The sequence below is a fragment of the Streptomyces sp. NPDC030798 genome (assembly GCF_055572275.1).
Window position 1 is genome coordinate 167,171 of record NZ_JBVIDR010000001.1, and the last position, 24,222, is coordinate 191,392.

22 protein-coding genes are annotated in these 24,222 nt (G+C 72.0%); 8 read left to right on the plus strand and 14 right to left on the minus strand.

Going from position 1 to position 24,222, the window contains the following annotated elements:
• Positions 1 to 76 precede the first annotated feature (76 nt).
• Positions 77 to 2,605 carry a PP2C family protein-serine/threonine phosphatase gene (locus ACZ404_RS00730; protein ID WP_468435096.1) on the minus strand — a complete coding sequence of 843 codons (2,529 nt, stop codon included), beginning with the start codon at positions 2,603 to 2,605 and terminating at the stop codon, positions 77 to 79.
• A gap of 357 nt (positions 2,606 to 2,962) precedes the next feature.
• Here ACZ404_RS00730 and ACZ404_RS00735 point away from each other — a divergent pair, with 357 nt between their 5' ends.
• Positions 2,963 to 7,048 (plus strand): beta-galactosidase, encoded by a 4,086-nt coding sequence (locus tag ACZ404_RS00735; protein ID WP_468435097.1) that lies wholly within the window; start codon positions 2,963 to 2,965, stop codon positions 7,046 to 7,048.
• Positions 7,049 to 7,164: 116 nt separating this feature from the next.
• Here the strand turns inward: ACZ404_RS00735 and ACZ404_RS00740 are convergent, their stop codons facing one another.
• From ACZ404_RS00740 to ACZ404_RS00750, 3 genes are all read right to left on the minus strand, one after another.
• The gene (locus ACZ404_RS00740) at positions 7,165 to 7,875 is read right to left on the minus strand and encodes a cupin domain-containing protein (protein WP_468435098.1); all 711 of its coding nucleotides are present in this window, start codon (positions 7,873 to 7,875) and stop codon (positions 7,165 to 7,167) included.
• A gap of 164 nt (positions 7,876 to 8,039) precedes the next feature.
• A complete protein-coding gene (locus ACZ404_RS00745; RefSeq protein WP_468435099.1) occupies positions 8,040 to 8,465 on the minus strand; it encodes a DUF4267 domain-containing protein in 426 nt (141 codons plus the stop codon).
• Between the two features lie 67 nt (positions 8,466 to 8,532).
• A complete protein-coding gene (locus ACZ404_RS00750; RefSeq protein ID WP_468435100.1) occupies positions 8,533 to 8,979 on the minus strand; it encodes an anthrone oxygenase family protein in 447 nt (148 codons plus the stop codon).
• 90 nt (positions 8,980 to 9,069) lie between these two features.
• Between ACZ404_RS00750 and ACZ404_RS00755 the strand changes: the two genes are divergently transcribed.
• The 4 genes from ACZ404_RS00755 to ACZ404_RS00770 all read left to right on the plus strand — a co-directional run bounded on the left by ACZ404_RS00755 (position 9,070) and on the right by ACZ404_RS00770 (position 12,510).
• Positions 9,070 to 9,648, plus strand: coding sequence for a TetR/AcrR family transcriptional regulator (locus ACZ404_RS00755; protein ID WP_468435101.1), 579 nt, complete (start codon positions 9,070 to 9,072; stop codon positions 9,646 to 9,648).
• 364 nt (positions 9,649 to 10,012) lie between these two features.
• On the plus strand, positions 10,013 to 11,038 hold the full coding sequence (locus ACZ404_RS00760) for a cytochrome c oxidase assembly protein (RefSeq protein ID WP_468435102.1): 1,026 nt from the start codon (positions 10,013 to 10,015) through the stop codon (positions 11,036 to 11,038).
• Positions 11,039 to 11,106: 68 nt separating this feature from the next.
• Entirely contained in the window at positions 11,107 to 12,201 is a 1,095-nt protein-coding gene (locus tag ACZ404_RS00765) for a YncE family protein (protein WP_468435103.1), read from the plus strand.
• Positions 12,202 to 12,228: 27 nt separating this feature from the next.
• Complete coding sequence (locus tag ACZ404_RS00770) at positions 12,229 to 12,510, plus strand: TlpA family protein disulfide reductase (RefSeq protein ID WP_468435814.1); 282 nt, start codon at positions 12,229 to 12,231, stop codon at positions 12,508 to 12,510.
• Positions 12,511 to 12,512: 2 nt separating this feature from the next.
• On the opposite strand, the gene ACZ404_RS00775 is transcribed toward ACZ404_RS00770, so the two are convergent.
• Entirely contained in the window at positions 12,513 to 13,523 is a 1,011-nt protein-coding gene (locus ACZ404_RS00775; RefSeq protein WP_468435104.1) for a YihY/virulence factor BrkB family protein, read from the minus strand.
• A 270-nt stretch (positions 13,524 to 13,793) separates the two neighbouring features.
• Between ACZ404_RS00775 and ACZ404_RS00780 the strand changes: the two genes are divergently transcribed.
• Positions 13,794 to 14,549 carry a flavodoxin family protein gene (locus ACZ404_RS00780; RefSeq protein ID WP_468435105.1) on the plus strand — a complete coding sequence of 252 codons (756 nt, stop codon included), beginning with the start codon at positions 13,794 to 13,796 and terminating at the stop codon, positions 14,547 to 14,549.
• Between the two features lie 40 nt (positions 14,550 to 14,589).
• On the opposite strand, the gene ACZ404_RS00785 is transcribed toward ACZ404_RS00780, so the two are convergent.
• The 4 genes from ACZ404_RS00785 to ACZ404_RS00800 form a co-directional block, all read right to left on the minus strand.
• Positions 14,590 to 15,468 carry an SDR family oxidoreductase gene (locus tag ACZ404_RS00785; RefSeq protein WP_468435106.1) on the minus strand — a complete coding sequence of 293 codons (879 nt, stop codon included), beginning with the start codon at positions 15,466 to 15,468 and terminating at the stop codon, positions 14,590 to 14,592.
• A gap of 12 nt (positions 15,469 to 15,480) precedes the next feature.
• Positions 15,481 to 17,100 (minus strand): phytoene desaturase family protein, encoded by a 1,620-nt coding sequence (locus ACZ404_RS00790; RefSeq protein ID WP_468435107.1) that lies wholly within the window; start codon positions 17,098 to 17,100, stop codon positions 15,481 to 15,483.
• Complete coding sequence (locus ACZ404_RS00795) at positions 17,093 to 17,575, minus strand: SRPBCC family protein (protein WP_468435108.1); 483 nt, start codon at positions 17,573 to 17,575, stop codon at positions 17,093 to 17,095. The genes ACZ404_RS00790 and ACZ404_RS00795 overlap by 8 nt, the downstream gene beginning before the upstream one ends.
• A gap of 123 nt (positions 17,576 to 17,698) precedes the next feature.
• Complete coding sequence (locus tag ACZ404_RS00800) at positions 17,699 to 18,181, minus strand: MarR family winged helix-turn-helix transcriptional regulator (protein WP_468435109.1); 483 nt, start codon at positions 18,179 to 18,181, stop codon at positions 17,699 to 17,701.
• A 167-nt stretch (positions 18,182 to 18,348) separates the two neighbouring features.
• Between ACZ404_RS00800 and ACZ404_RS00805 the strand changes: the two genes are divergently transcribed.
• Complete coding sequence (locus ACZ404_RS00805; protein ID WP_468435110.1) at positions 18,349 to 19,713, plus strand: pyridoxal phosphate-dependent decarboxylase family protein; 1,365 nt, start codon at positions 18,349 to 18,351, stop codon at positions 19,711 to 19,713.
• A 164-nt stretch (positions 19,714 to 19,877) separates the two neighbouring features.
• On the opposite strand, the gene ACZ404_RS00810 is transcribed toward ACZ404_RS00805, so the two are convergent.
• From ACZ404_RS00810 to ACZ404_RS00830, 5 genes are all read right to left on the minus strand, one after another.
• A complete protein-coding gene (locus tag ACZ404_RS00810; RefSeq protein WP_468435111.1) occupies positions 19,878 to 20,153 on the minus strand; it encodes an SHOCT domain-containing protein in 276 nt (91 codons plus the stop codon).
• Between the two features lie 337 nt (positions 20,154 to 20,490).
• Entirely contained in the window at positions 20,491 to 21,108 is a 618-nt protein-coding gene (locus ACZ404_RS00815; protein ID WP_468435112.1) for an Rv1733c family protein, read from the minus strand.
• A 102-nt stretch (positions 21,109 to 21,210) separates the two neighbouring features.
• Positions 21,211 to 22,089, minus strand: a complete 879-nt coding sequence (locus ACZ404_RS00820; RefSeq protein ID WP_468435113.1) for a universal stress protein — start codon at positions 22,087 to 22,089, stop codon at positions 21,211 to 21,213.
• Between the two features lie 89 nt (positions 22,090 to 22,178).
• Positions 22,179 to 22,622 (minus strand): universal stress protein, encoded by a 444-nt coding sequence (locus tag ACZ404_RS00825; RefSeq protein ID WP_468435114.1) that lies wholly within the window; start codon positions 22,620 to 22,622, stop codon positions 22,179 to 22,181.
• 298 nt (positions 22,623 to 22,920) lie between these two features.
• Complete coding sequence (locus ACZ404_RS00830) at positions 22,921 to 23,310, minus strand: hypothetical protein (protein ID WP_468435115.1); 390 nt, start codon at positions 23,308 to 23,310, stop codon at positions 22,921 to 22,923.
• A 123-nt stretch (positions 23,311 to 23,433) separates the two neighbouring features.
• Here ACZ404_RS00830 and ACZ404_RS00835 point away from each other — a divergent pair, with 123 nt between their 5' ends.
• Positions 23,434 to 24,165, plus strand: coding sequence for a hemerythrin domain-containing protein (locus ACZ404_RS00835; protein ID WP_468435116.1), 732 nt, complete (start codon positions 23,434 to 23,436; stop codon positions 24,163 to 24,165).
• Positions 24,166 to 24,222 lie beyond the last annotated feature (57 nt).

The window sequence follows — 24,222 nt, forward strand, 5'->3', positions numbered from 1 at the left end:
GTGCCTCGCCTGCGAGGTTCATGAGCACGGGCGCGGCCGTCGCATGTCGGACAGCCGTGGGACCTACTGACCAAATCTACCGATTTTGGCCGCCATCGGCCGACGGGGACGTTCGCGCCTGCGCGGACGGCAGGCCGCGGCGGCCTTCTGCGTCCCGTTCGGGCAACCCCACGAGGAGCAGCGTGACGTCGTCGTCATGCGCCTCCGTGTCCGGAATGAGGGTTCTGACCAGACAGGTCGCCGCCTGCTCGAGCCGCTGCCGATCCGCTTTGAGCTCGAGGGCGAGAGTGCGGGCGAGAACGTCGATCTGCGCCTCGATGTCGGTGCCGGGTCTCTCGACCAGGCCGTCGGTGTAGAGCGCGAGAGTGCTGCCCGACGGCAGCGGCTGGGTCGTCTGCCGGAAGGGCACCCCGGTGCCGCCGGGATCATTGACGCCGAGGGGGACTCCGACCGGTGTCCACAGCCGCCGAGCGGGTCCGTCCGGGGGGAGGACGATGACGGGGAGGTGTCCCGCGGAGCACAGGGTGACTTCTTGGGCGCTCTGATCCACCACCAGATAGACGCAGGTGACGAGCTGGTCCGCCAGATCGGCGACGAACGCGTCCAGCCCGGCCATGAGCCGGCTGGGCGGTACTCCCGTGCGGGCCAGCGCGTGGGAGGCCGCGCGCATCTGGCCCATGACGGCCGCCGCCTCCAGCCCCCGTCCCATCACATCGCCCACGACGATCCCGGTACGGTCCCGGTCCAGCGGAACGATGTCGAACCAGTCACCGCCCACTCCGGGGTCCCGGACGGATGCCAGGTACCGGTGAGCGCTGGGCAGGTGGGGAAGACGGGCCGGATCACCCATGAGGCTGTGCTGCAGGGTGTAGGCGATGTGCCGGTGCTCCTCGTAGCGCTCGGCGCGCTCGGCCTCGACCTGCCTGCGTTCGGTGATGTCCCGTACGGTCAGGAACACCCGGGTCTCCTCTTCGGCCCGGAGGCTGCTGAGACTCACCTCGACGGGGAACTCGGCGCCGTCGCTGCGCAGCCCGTACAGGCCCCGGTCCACGACGATCGGCTTCGGGTCCGTCTGGCGCAGGTAGGCGCGGAGCAGAGCGCGGTGCCTCGCACGCCGGGCGGCGGGCACCAGGTCGACGACCGTGGTGCCCAGGAGGTCGGACGGCGCATGGCCGAACATCTTCTGCACCTGCGCGTTGGCCATGACGATGACGCCCTGACCGTCCGTGATCAGCAGGGCGTCGGGGGCCGATTCCAGCAGCGCGAGGAAGCGCCGGTTGGCCCGCCGGACCTCGCGTTGGGCCGCGACGCGATCAGTGATGTCGATGACCACACCGCACACGGCGTAGGGCGTGCCGGACGAGGTCTTGAGCGGGAACAGACTGGTGAGGAAGTCTCGTGGACCTCCCGGCAGAGCGAGCAGCTCCTCTCGCTGGATGGGGCCGCCCTCGGCCAGCATGGCGAGGTCGGTGGCCCGCGCCTGACGCGCGAGGTCGGCCGGCATGACATCCAGGTCCCGGCGGCCCAGCACCCGTTCGCGGGGCAGGCCCAGACTCTCCTCGAACGTCGTGTTGACCGCCAGGAAGCGCCCGTCCAGGTCCTTGATGAACACCACCGCGGGCGTGTGGTCGATGAACGCCTGCAGCAGTTGGTTCTGCCGCACCTGCCATTCGGCACGGGCGTGGGCCACCTCGACGCGGCGGCCCACGGCCAGGGCCGAGAAGATGATCGCGGCGCACACGGTCACGCACCCGCACACCAGCAGCGCGGTGCCCAGACGCGTTCCGAACAGTCCCGCGTCCTCACCGGCGAGGACGAGGCCGCCCAGCAGCGGCGGCACCACCAGGACAGTGGCGAACAGCCGGCGCCCCAGCGCACCCGTGGTGCCCGCGTTCATCAGGAGCCCGGCAGGCCCCCGGGCCGGCCGGGCGAAGAAGGCCGCGATCCCCAGCAGCACCAGAGCCACCCCGGTGTACACGGCCATCCCGTTGTACGCCCCGAACCGTTCCAGTTCGGGCACGGCGTACGCGAACCCGTAGAGCCGCAGCATCCCCAGCGTGAGGACGGCCAGGCCCGGGACCTGGCTCGTCCAGGCGGGCAGCCGGGGCGTGCTCGCGCACAGGGCCGCCACGCCCCCGACCACGAGTGCCGCCGCCGTGTTCGGCGCCATCCGGCCGGGCGTCCCTGAGGCCATCACGGTGTGGTCCGCGAAGAGCAGTTGATCGATGCCCAGGCCCGCCCCGGTCCCGTACTCCACCAGGGTGAGTCCGCCGAGAACCAGGGCCGGCGCGGCGGTCACACGGGCCGTGGTGATCGCCCAGCGGGCGACCCGGCGGCGAGCCGGCAGGAACAGGGCGACACCCAGGGTCAGCAGAGCCACGGCGGTGTTCGCGGCCATGACCGCATCGGCGCCGGGCACGTGCCTCAGGATGTCGACGCCGAAGATCCAGCCGGCAAGACCCGACGCCCCCAGCGCGGCGGCCAGCAGAGCGGCAGCCTGGGCCACGGCGCGAGCAGCATCGAGAGCGGACTGCTGGTACGGCAGATCCGCGGCCTGCCCCGCTCCGAGTACGCCGGGCAACTCGGGCGCCTGCTCTTTCACCACCGGAGGCTCACCTTTTATGGACAAATAACCAAATCCACCTTCATACCCTAAGCACTTCGCCACCACCCGCGCTCCGCCTCCTGCACCATGCAATCTTTGCCTGGAGCAAAGGTTTTCTTGCGCCTGAGAGGCGCCTCTCGGCACTTGCACCGGTTGCCGCCTGCGGCCCCATTGTGTTGAGCCTTGCGCCCCTTTACTGTTCGGCTTTGCCTGAGTCTGTTTGATACTGATTGCTCGGGCGGTATGGAGGCCGCAGTGCGGAGTATTCCGATCGGTTCAGAGGCTGCAAGACCCGGTCGCCGTCGGTGGTGGAGAGCGGGGCTCGCGACAGCCGCGGCCCTCGCCCTGGCCGCGGGCATGGCCGCGCCCGCCGCGGCGCAGAACGCCGGCGGGCAGGCACCCGCCGGCGTGTCGGGGGCCAGTCCGGGCGCACACACGGTGAGTCTCGACGGCTACTCGTTCCTCGTCGACGGCAAGCGGACCTATCTGTGGTCCGGCGAGTTCCACTACTTCCGGCTCCCGAGCCCGGACCTGTGGCGCGACATCTTCCAGAAGATGAAGGCCGCCGGGTTCAACTCCACCTCTCTGTACTTCGACTGGGGGTACCACTCGCCGAAGCCGGGTGTGTACGACTTCAGCGGAGTCCGAGACGTCGACAAGCTGCTCGACATGGCCCAGGAGGCCGGGCTCTACGTGATCGCCCGCCCGGCGCCGTACATCAACGCGGAGGTCGACAGCGGCGGCCTGCCCGGCTGGATGACCACCAAGGCCGGGCACAACCGCAGTGACGACCCGCAGTTCCTGAAGTACGCCGACGAGTGGCTGACGCAGATCGACCGGATCATCGCCCGTCACCAACTGACCAACGGCACCGGCTCCGTCATCGCCTACCAGGTCGAGAACGAGTACTACAACGGCTCGTCAGCCGGCCGCTCGTACATGAAGCACCTGGAGGACAAGGCCCGCGCCGACGGCATCACGGTGCCGCTGACCGGCAACAACAACGGCACCTTCAACTCCGGTACCGGCGCCCTGGACGTCGACGGACCGGACTCCTACCCGCAGGGCTTCAACTGCTCGAACCCCTCGAAGTGGAACGGTGTCCCCGACATCAGCTACGACCACCCGAACGGTAAGCCGCTGTACTCACCGGAGTTCCAGGGCGGCGCCTTCGACCCCTGGGGCGGGCCGGGCTACGACAAGTGCGCCCAGCTGATCAACGACCAGTTCGCGAACGTGTTCTACAAGCAGAACATAGCCGTCGGCGCCACCGCGCAGAGCTTCTACATGACCTACGGCGGCACCAACTGGGGCTGGCTGGGCATGCCGGAGAACTACACGTCCTACGACTACGGTGCCGCGATCCGCGAGAACCGCCAGTTGGACCCGAAGTACTACGAGGACAAGCTGATCGGGTACCTCACGCAGTCGGTCGCCCCGCTGACCAAGACCGAGGCGATCAGGGCCACGCCGCCGGACGACTCCGCGGTCGTCGACACCGCCCGGATGAACCCCGACAGCAAGACGCAGTTCCACGTCCTGCGACACGGGAACTCCACGTCCACGGCGGTCGACAAGACCCACATCTCGCTGGACTTCAACGCCCGGCCGTCCGGGGACACCACCTACACCTGGGACGACCCCGACTCCGCGCTGCAGTACACCGGTTCGTGGTCGCACGTGGCCGACCAGAGCTACACCGGAGGCGACTACAAGCACACCGAGTCGTTCTCCGACAAGGCCGGTGACTCGGTCACCGTCCCCTTCGACGGCACGGCGATCCGCTGGATCGGCTCGAAGACCGACAACCACGGCAACGCCGACGTCTACCTCGACGGCACCAAGGTCGCGACGGTCGACGACTCCGGCAACGAGAACCAGGCGGTGGTCTTCCAGAAGACCGGCCTGTCGTCCGGGGCACACACGCTGAAGATCGTCGTCAACGGGAACCACGGCTCGGGGTCGACGGACAACTACGTGTCCATCGACGCCATCGACGTGCCGACGGGCGCCGCCGCCGCGGAGCCGACCTACCCGGTCGTACCGCAGCAGCCGGGCACAGCGATCACCCTCGACGGCCGCGACTCGCACGTGATCGTGGCGAACTACCGGCTCGGGGACGCGCAGTTGCAGTACTCGACGTCGGAGATCATGACGCACGCCGCCATCGGCAACCGGGACGTCGCCGTGCTCTACGGCGACCCGGGCAGCGACGGCGAGACCGTGCTGCGCTACTCCTCCAAGCCCACCGTGACCAGCAGCGGCGGCACGGTCACGACCACGTGGGACGCGGCCACCGGTGACCTGCGGCTGAACTACACGCACAAGGGCCTGATCCGCATCGCCATCAGCGGCGGCGGAGCGCGCCCGCTGCAACTGCTCGTCGGCGACAAGGACACGGCGAAGACCTTCTGGCGGCAGGACACGGCGGCCGGCCCGGTGCTCGTGCGCGGCACCCACCTGCTGCGGACGGCGACCAGCCGGGACGGCGGCCGCACCGTGGCGCTCACCGGCGACAACGCCGACGACAAGAACATCGAGGTGTTCACCTCCGCCGCCCACGTCACCTGGAACGGCAGGGAACTGAAGACCCGGGCCACCGACACGGGAAGCCTCACCGGGAAGATACCGGTGGCCGCCGCGATACACCTGCCGGCCCTCACGAACTGGAAGCACGCCGAGGAATCTCCCGAAGCCGCCCCCGATTTCGACGACTCGAGCTGGCAGGTGGCCGACAAGACCACCACCAACAGCGTCTCCGGCGTCAACTCGCTGCCGGTGCTCTACGCGGACGACTACGGCTTCCACACCGGCAACACCTGGTACCGCGGCCGCTTCCGCGCCTCCGGCAAGGAGTCGGGCATCCACCTGGTGTCGGACTCCGGCGGCAAGGCGCAGGCGTTCTCCGCCTGGCTGAACGGCTCCTTCCTGGGCAGCTCCACCACCGGCAGCGCCGACTTCGCCTTCCCGGACGGTTCGGTGAAGTCGAAGGGCGACAACGTGATCTCCGTGCTCACGGTGAACATGGGGCACGAGGAGGACTACAACTCCACCAACGGCAACACGACCGCACGTGGTCTGACCAGTGCCTCCCTCGTCGGGGCGCCGCTCACGTCCGTCACCTGGCGGCTGCAGGGCGTGCGAGGGGGCGAGGACCCGCAGGACACGGTGCGCGGCCCGCTCTCCACGGGCGGTCTGTACGGCGACCGGGCCGGCTGGTCCCTGCCGGGCCTTCCGGACAAGAACTGGGACCCGGTGTCCCTGCCGACGACCGACAAGCGCCCCGGGGTCTCCTGGTACCGCACCGACGTGAACCTGAACCTGCCGCACGGCCAGGACACCTCGCTCGGGCTGACGTTCACCGACGACCCGTCACGCAAGTACCGCGCCACGATCTTCGTGAACGGCTGGCAGGTCGGCAACTACGTCAACTACCTCGGCCCGCAGAGCACGTTCCCGGTCCCCAACGGGATCCTGAACCCGAACGGCCGGAACAGCGTCGCCATCGCCGTGTGGAACCTGGACGGCAGCACCGGCGGGCTGGGCAAGGTCTCGCTGACCGACTACGGCAGCTACGCCTCGTCCCTGCGCGTCGCGCAGAACGACAGCCCCCGCTACGACGACGAGAAGTACGCGATGCCGAAGCGTCCGGGAGCCGATGTCACCCTGGACGTGCCGGACACCGCCCAGTCGGCGCAGGCCTTCACGGCCGAGGCGACGGTGCGGGTGCCCGAGGACCGGCCGACCGCGTCCCGGCTGACGGCCTCGCTGTCCGCGCCGGACGGCTGGAGCGTCAGTGCCACCAGCCCCACGGAGGTCAAGCGCGTGCCGTCCGGCGGATCGGCCACCTTCACCTGGAAGGTCCAGCCGCCGGCCGGGAAGCTGCCGTCCGCCTCGGCCCTCACCGCCACCGTGCACTACCAGCAGAAGGGACGGCAGGCCACCGGGGGTGACGAGCGCGTCGTCCGCGGCATCCCTCCGGCTCCGCCGGCCGGGAAGAGCGCGGTGAGCGACCTGCCGTTCCTGTCGTCCACCAACGGGTGGGGTCCGGTGGAACGTGACAGCAGCGTCGGCGAACAGGCCGCCGGGGACGGCCGTGCGATCCGTGTCGCCGGTGTCGGCTACGCCAAGGGCCTGGGCACCAACGCGGTCAGCGACGTCCAGCTCTACCTCGGCGGGAAGTGCTCCCGGTTGACGGCGAACGTCGGCGTCGACGACGAGACGGGCGGTGCGGGAACGGTGACGTTCTCCGTGACCGCCGACGGCAAGACCCTGGTGACCACGCCGACGCTCCGCGGCAAACAGGCCGCGGTGCCGATCGACGTCGACGTCAGCGGCGCCCAGGTGGTCGACCTCGAGGTCGGTGACGCCGGCGACGGAAACGGCAACGACCACGGTGACTGGGCGATGCCGACGCTGACGTGCGGTGAGGCCTCCGGCTGACGGCCGCCCGTGACAGGGGAGTTCGTTCCCCTGTCACGGGCGTCAGCGTTCGAAGGCACCGAGGTCGGGCGCCGAACCCTGGAGGCACGTCGCACCTGCCGAGACGTGCGACACGCTCAGTTCTGGTACACCTCGAGCCGACCGCACATCCCGGGCTTCCCCCGGGCAGCGGGCTGCTCCGACCTCACAGCAGCGTCCACGAGGTGGGGGAATTCCCCCCGCTCCAGCGAGTCGAGTTGTACGCCGGTGGCTGCGGCGGCGGCCTCGGCACCCTGCCGCCACCGCTCGCGCCACTCGGCGATGCGCGGCCGTACGAGTGCGGCGGCGGCCCGGTGGAACTCGGCCAGCGCCTCAGGTCCCTCGGCCTCGCGCAGTGCCCGGTACCCCTCCAGGGCGAGATCCCGCCGGGCCCGCGCCAGGCGCTCCTGCTCCTCCCCGGGTGCGCCGGCGGGGATGACGGTGGCGCGTGCGTACGTCTCGGGATCGGTCAGGTACTCCGGGGGCAGGGTGAGGACGGCGTCCCCCGCCTCCGGCAGCCCGCTGTTCTGCATCAGCACGGTGATGCGCAGATCTCCCTCATTGACCAGCCGGTGGATGGTGCCGGGCGTGAACCAGGCGACCGTGCCGGCCTGGAGCGGGGTGACCGCGTACCCGGACGCGGTCAGCGTCTGCACGGCACCCCGGCCACCAGTGACGACATAGGCCTCCGAGCACGCCAGGTGCATATGAGGGGTACCTCCGCACGCCCCGTCAGGGGCAGGCCAGTCGTACACCGACAGATGCGAGAGGGCGACACCGCCGGGCAACCCGGTGTTCTTCGCAGTCATGAGCGGCAGCACTCCATTTCGCAGGCCGGCGTGGTGTACGGACACGAGTATCCGCTCAGTCGTGCGCGGGGCGGGAGCGCGTGTGCCCGGCCTCCTGGAGGCCGGGCACACCGCACCATGTCGTCAGAGGTGAGTCCGGCAGCGTGCACCCGCCGTGGTCGGGGTCAGGCGGGCTGCGGGACGGGCGTCGCCGGAGCGGCCGCGACCTTGCGGGTCTCGCGCATCATCAGCAGGCCGGTGCCCAGCATCAGCGTCGCGGTCAGGCCGTGGACTCCGAGCGCGGTGGCCACGGAGCCGTGGTGGGCCAGCACGGTGGTCATGTCGCCGTACGCGGCGAGGGCCTCCACCATCAGCACCCAGCCCAGCGCCCGACGGTGGCCCGTCACCAGCAGGATGCCCAGGACCAGGGCCAGGACGACGTCGCGGATGCCCTTGATGATCAGGAAGCCGCCGCCGTCGCCGGACGGCCGGCTCGGCAGACCGAAGCCCGCCGCCGCCGTCTCCGGGCTGAGGATGAACTCCGTCCCGAACCAGAGGATGAAGAGGACGAAGGCGGTGACCAGGACGGTGTTGATCTTCTTCAGGGGCACTGTTCTTCTCCTTGCGAGTCTTGGTGGGCTTGCAGTTGCGGGCGGCCGGGCGGATGGGCCCGCGGGCTCAGGTGAGGGCGGCGACCAGCAGGGCGAAGGCGGCGATGATGACGGCGACGCGGACGTAGTGGAAGCGGCCCCAACGGTTCAGCTGCTGCTTCCAGTCGGCGGGCCGGTTGTCAGGGGTCCACGTCTTGTTCCGGTTGTTGATCGGGACGAGCAGCAGGATCGACATGATCACGCTGAGGATCAGCAGCGCACCGGCGGTGACGACGAGGCCCGTGCCGTGGTGGTGCCGTCCGGCGATGGCCCAGACCGCGACGAGGGCGAGCGAGCCGATGTACCAGACCGGCATCACCGCGCCGAGCATCCGGCCCCCGTGGGCGTGACCGAGTTGGCCACTGTCCTCGGGCAGTGCGTCGAGGATCGGGCCGATGACGAAGGCGACGGAGAACTCCACCCCCACCATCACGCCGACGACCACCGTGGTGACGACCTCGAGTGCGTTGAGCATGATGACCCCCTGGACATCTAGCGTTGCTAGCTGATGAGGCAACGCTAGTACTGCTGCCGCTCTCTTGTCTAGCGGTGCTAGAATCGAATCATGTCGGTACAGGAACGCAAGCAGCGGGAACGGGCGGAGCGCGAGCGCCTCATCGTGGCGACGGCCCGTGAACTCGCCGAGCGGCAGGGCTGGGACGCGGTCACCACCCGTCGGCTCGCCGAAAGCATCGAATACAGCCAGCCCGTCCTCTACAGCCATTTCCGCGGCAAGCGCGAGATCATCGGCGCCGTCGCCCTGCAGGGCGCCACCGAGCTGGCCGTGGCGGTGCGGACCGCGACCGCCGCCGTGGACGGCCCGCGCGAGCGGGTCGCCGCCCTCGCGCGCGCCTATCTCGACTTCGCCGAACGCAACCCGGCGGTCTACGACGCCATCTTCCAGCTCGACGGCGGTCTCGCCTACGCGCAGGAGGACACCCCGGAACCTCTTAAGGACGCCTTCGCCGCGCTGCTGGAGTGCCTCGGCGAGGTCACCGGGGACGGCGTCGACGCGGGGCTGTTCACCGAGGTGTTCTGGGCGTCCCTGCACGGGGTGGCGACCCTGACCCGGTCGGGACGGCTGCCCCCGGAGTACACCGAGCAGAGGGTGGAGTTGCTGGTGGACCGGCTCGCCGTGGTCTGACACCCCCTCCCGGCGGGCACACAGCCGGCACGTGCCCGGCCGTGGACGTCGTCCTGCGGGACAGCACGCCTCGCTTGTTACGAAGAGCTGACGGGTCTCCCCCGCGCTGGAATCCCGGTGGTCCCATACGCCACTCTGCTCTCACCTGAACTTGCCGCGGCACAAGGAAGCGGCCGTCGCGGCAGGGGCGCCCCGGGAGCAGCTGCTCCCGGGGCGTCGTCGTCTCCGGACGGCGAGGTTCCGCCACGAGATGTTCCCCGGCGTGCCGCGGGCCCCGGTGCGCAGGCCGGGGCCGCCTGGGTCTACCGTCCCGCTGTGAGGTTGCGGCGACTCGCCCGATGAGCCCCGGAGAAAGGCGATCTGCATGGTTGGTTACGCGGTGACCGCATCGGCAGGACCGCTCGCGGAACTGACCGGTGGACGGCTGCTGTCCTCGTGGCGGCTGGACGTCCCCGCGCTGCTGCTGGTGCTCGTCCTGGGTGTGCTCTACGGCTGGGGGGTGGCCCGGCTGCGCGGGCGCGGGGAACCCTGGCCGCCCGCCCGTGTCGCCGCCTTCGTGCTGATCGGGCTCGGGGGTCTGGTCGCGGCCACGATGTCCGGGCTCGCCGTGTACGACCATGTGCTGTTCTGGCCGGCCGCCGTGCAGAACATCCTTCTCGATCTGGTCGCACCCCTGGGCCTGGCCCTCGGCGATCCGCTGCGGCTGGCCGTCGAAGCGCTGCCGGAGAGGGCCGCGGGACGGGTCCGGCGGGCCATGACGAGCCGGGTGGTGCGTACGCTGACGTTCCCCATGGTGAGTACGGCCCTGGTCCTGGGCACCGAACTGACGGTCTACTTCACGCCGTACTTCGCCACCGCCCTGCGCATGGGCTGGCTGCACGAGCTGATGTACCTGCACCTGCTGGCGGCCGGCTGCCTGGTCGTCGTACCGGTGCTGACGCACGAGGAGGCGCTGCCGTCGTGGTGCACGCATCCGGTACGGGCGGCGCTGGTCTTCCTCGACGGCATCGTCGACGCGATTCCGGGCGTCGTCGTGATGACGCACGGCACGCTCATCGCGGGTGCCTGGTATCTGCACCACGCGCCGTCCTGGTCGCCGGACGTCCAGCACGACCAGCAGCTCGGCGGCGGCGCGATGCTCAGCATCGCCGAGCTGGTCGCGTTGCCGTTCCTGCTGGCGATCCTGGTCCAGTGGTACCGCGCGGAGCGCGTCCAGAACGCGGCCCTGGACCGGCGTCTGGACGCGGAGCTCACCGTCGTCCCGGCACCGGCGGCCGACCACGGTCCGGGCCCGGACCCGGCTCCCACCCCCGAGCGCGTACGTCCCTGGTGGGAGACGGAGCAGAACGACGTGGCCGCCAGGATCCGCCGCCAGCGCGGCAACGACTGACCCGCACCCCGGAGCGATTTCGTCCGACAAGTGCGTTTGTGTCCTGTTCTGCGGTCTACACAAGGACCGTGACTGACAACTCTCCCCCTCCGGAGAGCGGCCCGGCCTGCCGGGTCGAGTGGGTGCACAGGGTGGTGGCGGAGCCCCGGCTGGGCGCCGGTCCGGAGGGCGTGGCGGTCGACGCGGGGGCGCGCCGCGCGTACGTGGCGTGCTCGCGGGACGACGCGGTCGTCGCCGTGGATCTCGACCGTGCGGTTCCCGTCTGGCGGGCCGAGGTGGGCACGGAACCGATCCCCGTCGTCCTGGATCTGCCCAGCAGGTGGTTGTTCACGGCCGATGCCCGATCCGACACGGTCACCGTGCTCGACGCGGACAGCGCCGCGCCCGTCGCCCGGATCCCCGTCGGTCGGGACGCCTACCCGGCCGGCCTCGGGCACGATCCGTTACGGCGGCGCGTCTTCTGCGGCAACACCGCGGCCGGCACGATCACCGCGATCGACGCCGACCGCCTGGAGGTGATCGGCACCGTCCCCGCCGAGCTCGGGGCGGGGAGCATCGCCGTGGACGGCGAGCGCGGGCGCGGATACTGCGCGAACTTCATGGCCGGCTCACTGACCGTGTTCGACACGGAGACGCTGCGCCCGGTTCGCCGGATCTCCGTCCCCGAGGGACCGTGCAAGGCGGTCGCCGACGCCGTGACCGGCCACCTGTACGTGGCCGGGTCCCTGCACGGCACGGTGCTGCGGCTGTCCCTCGCCACGGGGCGGCCCGTGGACGAGCTGCGGGTGGAGCGGGCCCCGGTCGGCATGGGTGTCTCGCCGGACGGTTCACGGTTGTACGTGTGCAACCGGGGAGCGGGGACCGTGAGCGTCCTCGACACGGCCGGCGGTGCGGAGAGGCACCGCATCACCGTCGGTCTCGGGCCCGGGGACTGCCAGGTCGACCCCGTGTCCGGACGGCTGCTGGTCTCCAACGCCGGAAGCGGCACGCTCACCGTGGTGGACCGGCCCTGGCTGCCGGGCCCCGGGCGTCCGCGGACGCATCCGGCGGTCGGCCGCCGCGTCCCGGAGTTCGCGCTGCCCGACGCCCGCACCGGTCGGGTGCGCACCACGCGGGAGTGGGCGGAGCGCAAGTACGTGATCAACTTCTTCGCCAGTTGGTGAGGCCCCTGCAACGCGGAGGCGCCGGTCCTGGAGCGGCGGCGCCGCCGTACCGCCCGGTCCGGGCTGGACATCGTTCTGATCAACGTGTGGGAAACCCGCCGTGCGCGGGAGGAGGCGCTGGGCTTCGCCGGCGTGTGGGGTGTCGACGGCCCGGTCCTGCTGGACGAGACGGGGGACTACGCGGCCTCGCTCGGCATCACCGGCGTCCCCACGAACGTCCTGGTCGATGCCCGGGGGATCGTCCGGGCGGTGGGCGCGGTGACACCGGCCGAGCTGGAGCATGCCGTGGCCGAGCTGCTGGCGGAGTGAGGTCAGGGCTCGTCGGGGGGTTTCTGGTCGCGTGGCTTCGGTGGCTGGTCGAAGTGGACCCGGACCTTCTGGAAGCCCTTGAAGGCCTCCGTGGCGGCATACGACTGGTAGGCGCGGCGGTCTCCGGCGCTCAGGTGCACCCGGTCCGTGAACGGCGTCAGCAGGCTCCGCGGCCACAGCCGCATGTCCCGTACGGCCGCCACCTGGGCCGCCGTGAGGAAGATGAGCGCGCCGACGTAGAGCCAGGCGAACAGGCCCAGGACGATGCCGAACATGCCGTACGTGGCCGTGGCGCCGCGCAGGACGTGACTGACGTAGTAGGAGCCCACCCACTGCAGCGCCTGCCACGCGAAGGCGGCACCCACCGCGACGCCGGCCAGCGGCCGCAGGGGCAGTGCCCGATGCGTCAGCAGCCGGTAACTCGCGACGAGCAGGGCGGCGTTGAGGCACAGCGATCCGGCCGTGGCGGCGATCCGGGTGCTGCCCTGCAGCCGCTCGCCGAACAGGTACGTCTGTGAGGCCGCCACGGACAGCAGGGTGAAGGCGCACAGCGCGAGTCCGAGGAGGAGCAGGAAGAGCAGGCCCTTGAGCCGCGAGTGGAAGGGGTCCGGCCGGGCGTGGCGCGGGACCGCCCAGATCTTGTTGAGGGCGTACTGCGCCGCCTGGGCCACACCGAGGGAGCCGTAGAGGCTGCCCGCGATACCCACGGCGAGGGCGGCACCGCTGCTGTGGAAGGAGTGGATGTTCTCCCCCAGCTGGTCGCCGATCACCGGGAACTCGCCCAGCGCCGAGTCCAGGACGCGCTGCTGCAGGCCGGGATCGTTGCTGAGCAGGGTGCTCAGGACGACGACGAGGATGAGCAGCAGCGGGAAGAGCGAGAGAAATCCGTAGTAGGTCAGGAGGGCCGCGAGATACAGGGTCTGGTCGTCGTAGAACTTGTAGAGCACGGCCAGCGGCAGTCCCACCCAGCGGTGGCGCCTCTGATAGCCGTCCACACGCGCAACGAATCTCATGGCTGCCGCCTTCTGCCGGCCGACGCAGAGCCGCCTGCGAGCTCGATACCAGCCATGTGCTTCGAAGTACCTCTCCCGGGGCCGTTCACACGCAGCCGTGGCGTCGGCGGTGCTGGGGTGGGGTGCTCAAGCGGCAGCGAGCCCTGGCGCAGCGGGTGTCGGCCGTCAGGGTGTTTGCGGCGGGCGAGCTGTGCCGCAGCCGCCGCGACGACCGCCCGGCCAGCAGGATGGAGGCGCCGCGCCCCCTCCAGGGCACGGTGGTACGACCCGATGAGAGGCGAACCCGTGACCACCTCCGCACCGACCCCGGACGCACCGCCCGCCCGCTACGACGACCTGCGCGCCCTCGTCGTCAACTGCACGCTGAAGCGGTCGCCGGAGCGCAGCAACACGCAGGGGCTCATCGACCGCAGCGTACGCATCATGGAATCGCAGGGCGTGCGGGTCGAGGTCGTACGCGCGGTCGACCACGACATCGCCACGGGCGTCTGGCCGGACATGACCGAGCACGGCTGGCGGTCGGACGCGTGGCCGGCACTGTACGAGGGCAAGGTCATGACGGCGGACATCCTCGTCCTGGCCGGGCCGATCTGGCTCGGTGACAACAGCTCGGTGATGAAGCAGGTCGTCGAGCGCCTCTACGCCTGCTCCAGCCTGCTCAACGACGCGGGTCAGTACGCGTACTACGGCCGCGTCGGCGGCTGTCTGATCACCGGCAACGAGGACGGCGTCAAACACTGCGCGATGAACGTCCTCTACAGCCTCCAGCACCTGGGCTACACCATCCCCCCGCAGGCCGACGCGGGCTGGATCGGTGAGGCGGGTCCCGGCCCGTCCTATCTCGATCCCGGTTCCGGCGGCCCCGAGAACGACTTCACCAACCGCAACACCACCTTCATGACGTGGAACCTGCTCCACCTCGCGCGGCTCCTCAAGGACGCCGGTGGCGTTCCCGCCTACGGCAACCAGCGCACCGCGTGGGACGCCGGCTGCCGCCACGACTACGAGAACCCCGAGCACCGCTAGCCCTCAGGCGCGGGTGGTCGGGTCCTCGCGATCGTGGACGTCACCCGTACCGTCCGGCCGCCTGGTCGGCCCTGCCTCCGGGGCCGAGCAGGCCGCTCGGTGCGAGGGCCTGCTCGGCCTCCAGGCGGGGCAGGTGCCGGCGGGTCACGCGCAGGACCAGGGGCGGCAGGACGGCTCGGACCGGCTGGACGAGCCGCAGCCAGGGCGGTGCGTACACCGCGGTGCGCCGGCGTTCCAGGCCGTGCACGATCCGGGGGACGACGTCCTCGACGCCGGACATCCGGCCGGCGGGGCCCGGCATGTGGCCGCGCAGCGCGCGCAGGGCGACCTGGTGGCCGGGGTCGCGCAGCATGTCGGTGTCGGTCCAGTTCAGGTAGGCGATGCCCACGGCGATCCCGTGGGCGGCCACCTCGGCGCGCAGCGCGTGGGCGAAGGCCTCCACGCCCGCCTTGGACGCGCAGTAGGCACTCATCAGCGGGGCGGCGCCGAGGGCGGCCAGGGAGGCGATCTGCAGGTAGTAGCCGCCGGTGGCCCCCAGGTCCGGCAGGAACGCCCGGGCGGTCTGGGCACTGCCGGTGAGGTTGACGTCGATCACCCGGCGCCAGTCGGCCGGGTCGGTGGCCGCGAACGGGCCGCTCTCGGCCACGCCGGCGTTGGCGATCACGACGGACGGCGGCCCGAGCCGGTGCCGTACCGTGTGCGCGGCCCGCTGCAGGGCCGGCAGGTCGGTCACGTCCGTCTCCAGCGCGAGCGCCGGTGTCGGCATCCGCGCGGCGAGGTCGTCCAGCAAATCCTTCTCGTGCCCGAGGAGCGCGGGCCGGGCGCCGCGCCGGGCGACCTCGTGGGCGAGGGCGGCGCCCACCCCGCGTGCCGCGCCCGTGACCACCACCGTGCGGTTCTCCAGGGGGCTGCGGTGCACCTACTTCGCCTCTCAGTGCTTGCGGCCGACGCGGTCCCGCCCGCTGAGCAGGCGTTGGGCGCCGGCGAGACCGGGGGCCCGGTGGGCGCGCAGGGCGGCGCGGGCGGCGTTGGCGCCGGGACCGCCGTGGACGCCTCCACCGGGATGGGCGCCGGCCGAGGCGAGGTAGAGGCCCGCGACGGGCGTCTCCGGGCGCCCCGTGCCGGGTACGGGCCGGAAGACCAGCTGCTGGTGGAGGGCGGTGGTGCCACCGTTGATGGCGCCGTCGACGAGGTTGGCGTCGAGCGTCTGGAGTGTGGCGGGCGCCAGGATGCGGCGGGCGCGGATGAGGGAGCGGAAGCCCGGGGCGAAGTGCTCGACCTGCCGTTCCACTCGGTCGGCCATGCGCTGCTGGTCCGCCGGGCCCCAGGCGCCGGTGATGCCCTCGTCGCCGGCGTCGCCCCGGATGTCGTGCGGGACGTGGGTGTAGGCCCAGGCCGACTCGGTGCCCCGGGGGGACCGGGTGGGGTCGGCCGTGGTCATCTGGCCGAACAGGGCGAAGGGCCGGTCGGGCACCTGGTGCATGGCGATCTGCGCGGCGAACCGGGTCAGTTCGTCCATGCCGTCGGCGAGGTGGACGGTCCCGGCCCGGCCCGCCTGCTCGGCCTGCCAGGGCACGGGCCCGTCGAGCGCCCAGTCCACCTTGAACGTGGCGAAGTCCCACTGGAAGCGCCGCAGGTCCTCCAGCAGTTGTGCGGGCAGGTGGTCGGGGCCGACGAGTTCCCGGTAGAGCACGGGCACGGCCACGTCGGCGAGGACGGCGCGTGCCGCCTCCACCGTCTCGCCGTCGCCGGTGCGCACTCCGACGGCGCGCCCGTCGCGGACGGTGACCGTCTGCACCCGCCGGCCGCAGTGGAGTTCCCCGCCGCGCAGGCGCAGCCGTCGCACGAGGGCCGCCGTCAGGGCGCCGGATCCGCCGACCGGGACGGGGAAGCCGTAGGTCTGGCCGAGCATGGACATCAGCCAGCCGAAGCCGCCGCTGCCGGCCGATTCGGGGGCGAGGTCGGCGTGCAGGGCGTTGCCCGCCAGCAGCAGCCGGCCGCCCTCGCCCCGGAACTCCTCCTCCCCCAGCCGGCGCACCGGCAGAACCAGGGAGCGGGCCGCGTGCAGGCCGCCCGACGCCCGCAGGGTGCGAAGCAGCCGGAGCGAGGCCATGACCGGCGGGAACGGGGTGAACAGGGCGCCCAGCAGATGGGGGTGCAGCGTCTGCCAGAACGCGCACAGGCGCCGCCAGGCCGCTCCGTCGCCGGGCGCAAAGGCCTCGACGGAGGCGGCCGTGGAGTCGATCCGCCGGTCCAGCACGGCGCACCGGCCGTCGCTCAGCGGATGGGCCAGCACCTGGGGGGCGTGACTCCAGCGCAGGCCGTGGTCCTCCAGGCGGAGGGCGGACAGGACGGGCGAGGCGGCGGCCAGGGGGAAGAACGAGCTGAAGAGGTCGTTGACGAAGTCGGGGTGGACGCCCCGGTCGTGGCGGACGGCGCCGCCCGGCTCGGGTTGTTCCTCGAGGACCCGCACGCTCCAGCCGGCGTCCGCGAGCACGTTGGCGGCCACCAGCCCGTTGGGTCCGGCGCCGATCACCACGGCGTCAGGCATGACCGGGTCCGCCTCCGGCAGCGACCGGCTCCCGGCGTCCGCGCGCCCCGTCCTCGCAGCACCGGGCCAGCCGGGAGAGCATGGCGCGGTGGCGCACCTGGATCAGCGCCTCCACGCCGAAGTTGTGCAGCGAGGCTCCGGCGCCCTGCAGCGGGTGCTCGTCGACGATGACGAGACAGTGCTCGCCCCACTCCCGCAGCTCGATGAAGAAGCGGGCCGTGCCGAGGAAACCCGCGTCGATCTCCAGGTCCAGCTCGGTGCCCTCCCGGCAGCGCCGTACGACCGTCTCGTTGCCCGCGTGCAACGGGCCCAGCCGGATCTCGTAGGCGATCGAGGAGTCCACCTGCGGCCACTGCCCCTGCTTGGGCCGGGAGACGCCGGTGCCCACGACCCACTCGGCGTACCGGTTGCCGTCGGCGAGGACCTCCCACACCGCCGCCGGGTCGGCCTTGATCAGACGATGACGAACCGCCATGCGCACCTCCGGAGTACGAGCTGCCGACGGGCCTCACCGGGTTCCCGCACACCCGGCCACCGAACCGGGCAAATGCGCACAAACTGCCGCCGCGTCTCCCGCGCCCGGTCTTCGCTCGGCGCCTCAGTCCTCGCTCAGCGCCTTGTCGATGTCCCCGAGCAGGCCGGTCAGCCGGGTGTAGTCCTCGGGTGACACCGGGGCGACGAAGTACCGCTCCACGACCTGCGCATGGACGGCGGCGGCGGCCAGAAACCTCTCACGGCCCCGATCGGTCGGTTCGACCCGCACGCTCCTGCGGTCCTCGGGCGACGGCACGCGGCGGACCAGACCGGCCTCCTCCATGCGGTCGATCAGGCGGGTGACGCCGCTGCTGGTGAGGGTGAGGTCGGCGGCGAGGGTGCGCTGGGTGACCGCCTCGTCCGGGTCCCGGCAGAGCCTGATGAGCACCTCGAACATCGTGTGCCCGATGCCGCACTCCCGGCGGAGCGCGGTGTCGATGCGCTGCTCCAGGCGGGTCGCGGCCCGGATCAGCAGTCCGAAGTCCTGGACGAGCCGGCTGCCGGCCGCCCGGGCGGCCGGATCACCCTGCCGAGTCGAGGCACCCACCGGCCCACGTCCTTCCGTCCAGCCGTTCGCGTCCTGCTGCGGGGCGAGTCTACTGCGACGTCAATCACCGACTTCTCAATTACTGAACACTCAATTGCTGACTCCTCAATTAATTCTCTATGCTGTGCCGTCCCGGCACCCGGTCGGCGAGGGAGAGAGGGCGATCGATGGATCTGCAGCACTGGCTCGGCCGGGCCACGGACGCGATACAGCGGTGGGCCGACACCTTCGGTCCCTACGAGCGGCACCCCTCGCTCCTCGTCGACGAGGACCGTCTCGCCACCGCCTTCGAGGAGTTCACAGGACGGCTGAAGGACAACTATCCGTTCTTCCACCCGCACTACGCGGGACAGATGCTCAAGCCCCCGCACCCGGCGGCCGTGCTCGGGCACTTCACCGCCATGCTGATCAACCCCAACAACCACGCCCTGGACGGCGGCCCCGCCACCGCCCGCATGGAGCGCGAGGCGGTCGCCGCGCTCGCCGCGATGTTCGGGTACGACACCCATCTCGGCCACCTCACCACCAGCGGCACCATCGCCAACCTGGAGGCGCTGTTCGTCGCCCGGGAGCTGCACCCCGGCCGGGGCATCGCCCACAGCGCCGACGCGCACTACACCCACGGGCGCATGTGCCACGTCCTCGGCGTGAGCAGCTACCCGATCCGCACCGACGACCGCGGCCGCATGGACCTCGACGCGCTGGAGGAGGTGCTGCGGACCGGGGAGGTGGGCACGGTGGTGCTCACCACCGGTACGACCGGCCTCGGGGCCGTCGACCCGCTCGACACCGCCCTCGCCCTGCGCGAGCGCCACGGTGTCCGCATCCATGTCGACGCGGCCTACGGCGGCTTCTTCACCCTGCTGGCCGGCGCCGAGGGGCCGGAGGGCCTGCCCCCGGAGCCCTGGCGGGCGATCGCCGGGTGCGACTCCGTCGTGGTCGACCCGCACAAGCACGGGCTCCAGCCCTACGGATGCGGCGCCGTCCTCTTCCGCGACCCCGAGGTGGGCCGCTTCTACCTGCACGACTCGCCGTACACGTACTTCACCTCCGGCGACCTCCACCTCGGCGAGATCAGCCTGGAGTGCTCCCGGGCCGGCGCGGCCGCCGCCGCGCTGTGGTTCACCTTCCAGCTCGTCCCGCCGACGCCCGCCGGACTCGGCCGGGTGCTGGCGGCCGGCCGGCGTGCCGCCCTGCGCTGGTCGGACCTGATCACCGCGTCCGACGTGCTGGAGCTGTACCAGAGGCCGGAGCTGGACATCGTGAGCTACTTCCCGGCCGTGGAACCGGCCACGCTGAGCGGCATCGACGCGGCCTCGGCACGGATCCTGGCGGACGGCATGGACAGCGCCGACCCGGTGTACCTGAGCACCCTCAGGGCCGGCCGCGAGGCGTTCACGGCACGCCATCCGGGGATCATCGCGGACACCGACGGCGCCCGTGTCCTGCGCAGCGTCCTGATGAAACCGGAGTCCGAGGACCACGTGGAGCACCTGCACCAGCGGGTCGAGGAGCTCGCACGGACGCCGTGAAAGACACTGCGGGGCGCATCAACGCCGAAAGTCTTTCCCAACCGAGAAATTTCCCCGCCTCGTCCCGTCCGTGAACCCGCATGCCGGTGTCGCTGCCGGACAGGCAGATCCGTCCACGGCGAAGGCGCCGAAGGCGTTGGCGGGGTGATCCCGGGGCCGTCGGCTCACCTCTTGCCGCCGCCGGTGTGGTCGCGCAGGACGGTCAGGCGGCGCCGGTACTCGTCCTCGTCGATCTCGCCGCGGGCGAAGCGTTCGGCGAGCAGTTGCTCGGCGGTGGCCCGGGCCGGGGCCGACGCGCCGTGGGTGCCGGAGGCGCCGGGGCGGGACAGGCCCCGGAAGAGCAGTACGCCGACGATGACGACCGCCGCCCAGAACAGCAGCATGCCGACCGACATGGCGAACCAGCCCCACGCGCCGGGGCCGTGGTGGTACCAGAACATCGCGGTCACATCCCTCGTGGCAGGGCCGCCGGAACGCGGGTACTGAGGGCCCGCCCCGGACCGTCCCTCCGACAAGCGTGCGACGGACGAGGGACGAGCGGCCACTGCTGCCGGTCCGCGTACGCCCGCGCGGCCGGGATCGGGGCCGGCAGACCCCTGGCAGCCCGGCGGTTCGTGTGGTGTGCTGGTGGTGACGGGAAGGACACGTTGGGAGACGCGGGGAAGCGGCTCACAGCCGCGCACCGCGCAATCCGGATCCGCGAGAAGCGGGTGGCCCTTCCCGTCCTTCATGCCGTGGCGCCCGCTCACGGCGGCCGGTCAACGGCAGCGGTTGCGCTCAGCCCCGACCGCCGCTGTAGTTCCGCCACTCGGGTCCGACCTGCTTCCACTCCGCGTCCCATTCGGCCAGGCGCCGCCGCATCAGCCGGGTGCGGACCGCCCAGCCCGCGGCCCACAGCGCCGCGCCGGCCGACGGGGCGACGAGGGCGCCGGTCAGGAGGGTCTGGAGTGTCGCCTCGGTGCCCCGGACGGGAGCGGACACCACGCGGCCGGCGCGGTCCGTCCAGACGGTGACCCGGGTTCCGGCGTGGGCGCCGGCGTACACCTTCGCCTGGCCGGTGCGGGGCATGCCGTTCTCGTCCGTCCAGCGCACGGCGGCCCAGACCCGGCCGTGCTCCACCCCGGTGGCGGCGGGCGGGGTCTTCGCGGCGTCGTCGGTGAGCACGGCGGACACGGCGTGCACCTGGGCCCGGCGCGCGGTGAACGCCGCGTCCGTGGCCTCGGCCGCCGCCGCACCCGCGAACAGTCCGCCGAGCAGCGCGAGCACCCAGGTCGCGAGCACGATCCAGGCCTCCACGAGGTCGCTGCGCCGCCTGAGCGGGTTGCGCCGCCAGCGCCACAGCCGTACCCGGGTCGTGCGTGTGGCCCGTGTCTTCCGGCTCGGAGTGCCGTCCATGGCGTCCTCCCGGGGCTGGGATGCCGTGCTGCACTCCCTCAGCCTGCGCCGACGAACCGGCGAGCGGTAGGGGCCGGGCGGCCCGTTCGTCGGCCCGCCCCCTCAGCCGTGTGCCACGATGGCGACGGGTGCCGTGACGTGGTGCAGAACGGCGTGGGTGACATGGCCGATGTGGACGCCGAGACGCCCGGTGCGGATACGTCGGCCGACAACGACCAGGGAGGCGTCGCGGGCGGCGTGGACGAGGGCCGGCGCTGCGTTGTCGCAGCGACTGGCCTCGGTCACCCGGACGTCCGGGAACCTCTGCCGCCACGGGCGCAGCACCTCGGTCAGGACGGCCGCCTCGTGCCGCGCCAGGGAGCCCTGGGGGTCGAGGCCGGCGGACGTGCCGTACAGGTGAGTGGGCGGCGGGCTCCAGCCGTGGACGACCCGCAGCGGGGCGGACCGGCGGGCGGCGGCGTCGAAGGCGAACTCCAGCAGCGCCTCGTCCGGCGCGCCGGTGTCGAGGCCGAGGACCACGGGCCGGAAGGGCGTCGCGGCGGACGGGATGCCCGCGGGGTCCGACCGGTGCTCGTCGGCGGCCTGCGCGCCCGCCCGGATCAGCACCACGGGCCGCACGGTGTGGGCGACCACGCGCAGGCTGACCGAGCCGACCAGGAACCCGCCGATCCCGCCGAGACCGCGTGAGCCGAGGACCATCAGTTCCGAGCCGTCCGCCGCCTCGGCCAGCGCCCCGGCCGCGTCTGCGGTGACCTGGTCGGTGATCACCTCGACGCCGGGGTGGCGCAGCCGGAGGCCCTCCGCGGCGTCGCGCGGGATGCGGTCGCTCCGCGGTCGGCCGGCCATGGGTTCGGGCACGGGATCCCACACATGGAGGAGTTTGAGGGGCAGGCCGCGCATCCGTGCCTCACGCGCCGCCCATTCGGCGGCGGCCCGGCTCTCCGGTGAACCGTCGAGGCCCACGGTGATGGTCCGCGTCATGATGTCCGCCTCCCGGAGTGCCGTGCGTGTTCACGGCTGCCTCCGGACCGCACTGCGTCGGGATGCCACCGTCCCCAACCGGCGCCCGGTCAGTGCTCCTCCGAGCGGACGATCACGACGGGGCAGTGCGCGTGCTGCGACACGTGCTGGCTGACGGAGCCGAGCAGGGCGCGCGCGAACCCGCCTCTTCCCCGGCTGCCGACGACCACGGCCTCGGCTCCCTCCGCGGCGCGCAGCAGCACGTCGGCGGCGTTGCCGTGCACCACGCGGGTGCGCACCGAGCCTGCCGCGTCCTCGCCGAGCACGTCGGTCAGTTCCTGCCGCATCCGCTGGCGGGTCTCCTCCTTGTCGACGTCCATGTCCACGGCGGGCGCCGACCAGCCGTACAGGCCGGGCAGCTCCCACACGGCGACCGCCTCGACGACGCCGCCGACGAGGCCCGCGTACCGCACGGCCCAGCGCAGGGCCGCGTACGAGGAGGGCGATCCGTCGACGCCGACGACGATCCGCGGTTCGGAGACATCCCTGTCCATGCGTTCCACCTCTCCCGTGGCGAAGTACGCCCGGCGCGCCGGAGGTTCCCTCGCGGCACAGCACCACTTTCAGGGCTCCCGCGGCGGGGCCGTGAGCGAACGCCTCGTGGGCGTCTTTCATCCGGTCGAGACCGCAGGTGCGGTGACTCCCTCACCCTCCACGGTCACCCCCGCTCCGCCTGCCGGGCAACACAGGTTGCCCCGCTCCGTGGGTCCGGTCTCGGTGCCTCCCGTCGTCGGCCTGCCCGGTCGCCGTCGTTCCCGAGCCGGTCCGAGGCGCATGCGTCACCCGCCCCGGTCAGCGCGTCGGCGGCCCCCGGTGGGCGTTGTGCCAGGCGATGGCGCGTCTGATGTCCGGTGCGTGGAGACCGGTCCGGCACTCCAGTTCCACGAGGGTGAGGACGGGCGGGCCGGTGGTCAGAGCACGGGTGATCTTCGCCGCCCAGAGCTCCTCCTGGAGGAAGGGTCGGTGCCGGTAGATCTCTTGGAGGATCGCGAAGTGGTCCTCTGTGCACGCCGTGAGGAGGCGGAGGCCGTCGAACCAGTCCTTGCCGGTGCTGACGCAGGAGGAGTCGGGCACATGGCCGCGCACCGACCGGTCCGCGGGGAAGGTGGCCGCGCACAGGTCGCACAGCTCCAGCGGGACCGCCCCCGCCGCCTTCCGCTTTGTCTTCCTCTTCCACCTCATCTCGGTGATGAGGTGGCTCCGCGCACCCCGCGCCGAAACGGACGGACCGGTTCTTCACCCGGATGCTACGGGCGGCGCAGGAGGGGTACCCGCGACGGCTGAGACCGCGAGTGAGGAGGGATCATGGGCACCCTGACCAAGCTGGCCGCACAGGGCACGGCGGCCAAGCCGATGCTCGCAGCCAAGGCGACGGCCGCGGCCGCGACGGCCGCGGGCAAGGCGTCGGCCGCGGCGGCGACGGTCGCCGGGAAGGCGCCGGCCGCGGCGGCCACCACCGCCCCCGGCTGGTCCCTGCGGGTGATGCGCGCGCTCGGCGGTGAAGACGTCGTCGACGTGCTCACCCGGCAGCACCGGCAGATCAAGCTGGGCTTCGTGCGGGCCGCGCTGCCCGGGCCGTGGCGCCGCCGGAACTTCGACCGGCTGATGCGGCTGCTCGCCCTGCACGAGGCGGCCGAGGAAGCGCACGTCCACCCGGCCGCGCGCCGTGCGCTGCAGCACGGACGCGAGCTGGCCGCCCGCCGCCGCACCGAGGAGAAGGAGGCCAAGGAGCTGCTGATCGCGCTGTGGCACACCGGACCGGACGGGGCCGGGTATCTCCGGCGCCTGAACGAGGTGCGGCGTGCGATCACCAGGCACGCCGGGCGGGAGGAGCGCGAGGAGTTCCAGGCGCTGCGCAGTGCCGTCAGCCCGACCCGGCTGCGCATGCTGGGCGCCGAGGTCAAGCTCACCCAGGCCTACGCGCCGACCCGGCCGCACCGCTGGGTCAACAACGAGGCCGCGAACAAGTTGGCCGCGCCGCTCCTGGGCCCGGTCGACCGGGCGATGGACGCCGTTCGGCACCGGATGGCCTCCTGACACAGGGCGAGAGCCGGCCCGGGGGCCGAAGCCGCCGCAGTCGGAGACACCTTAGTA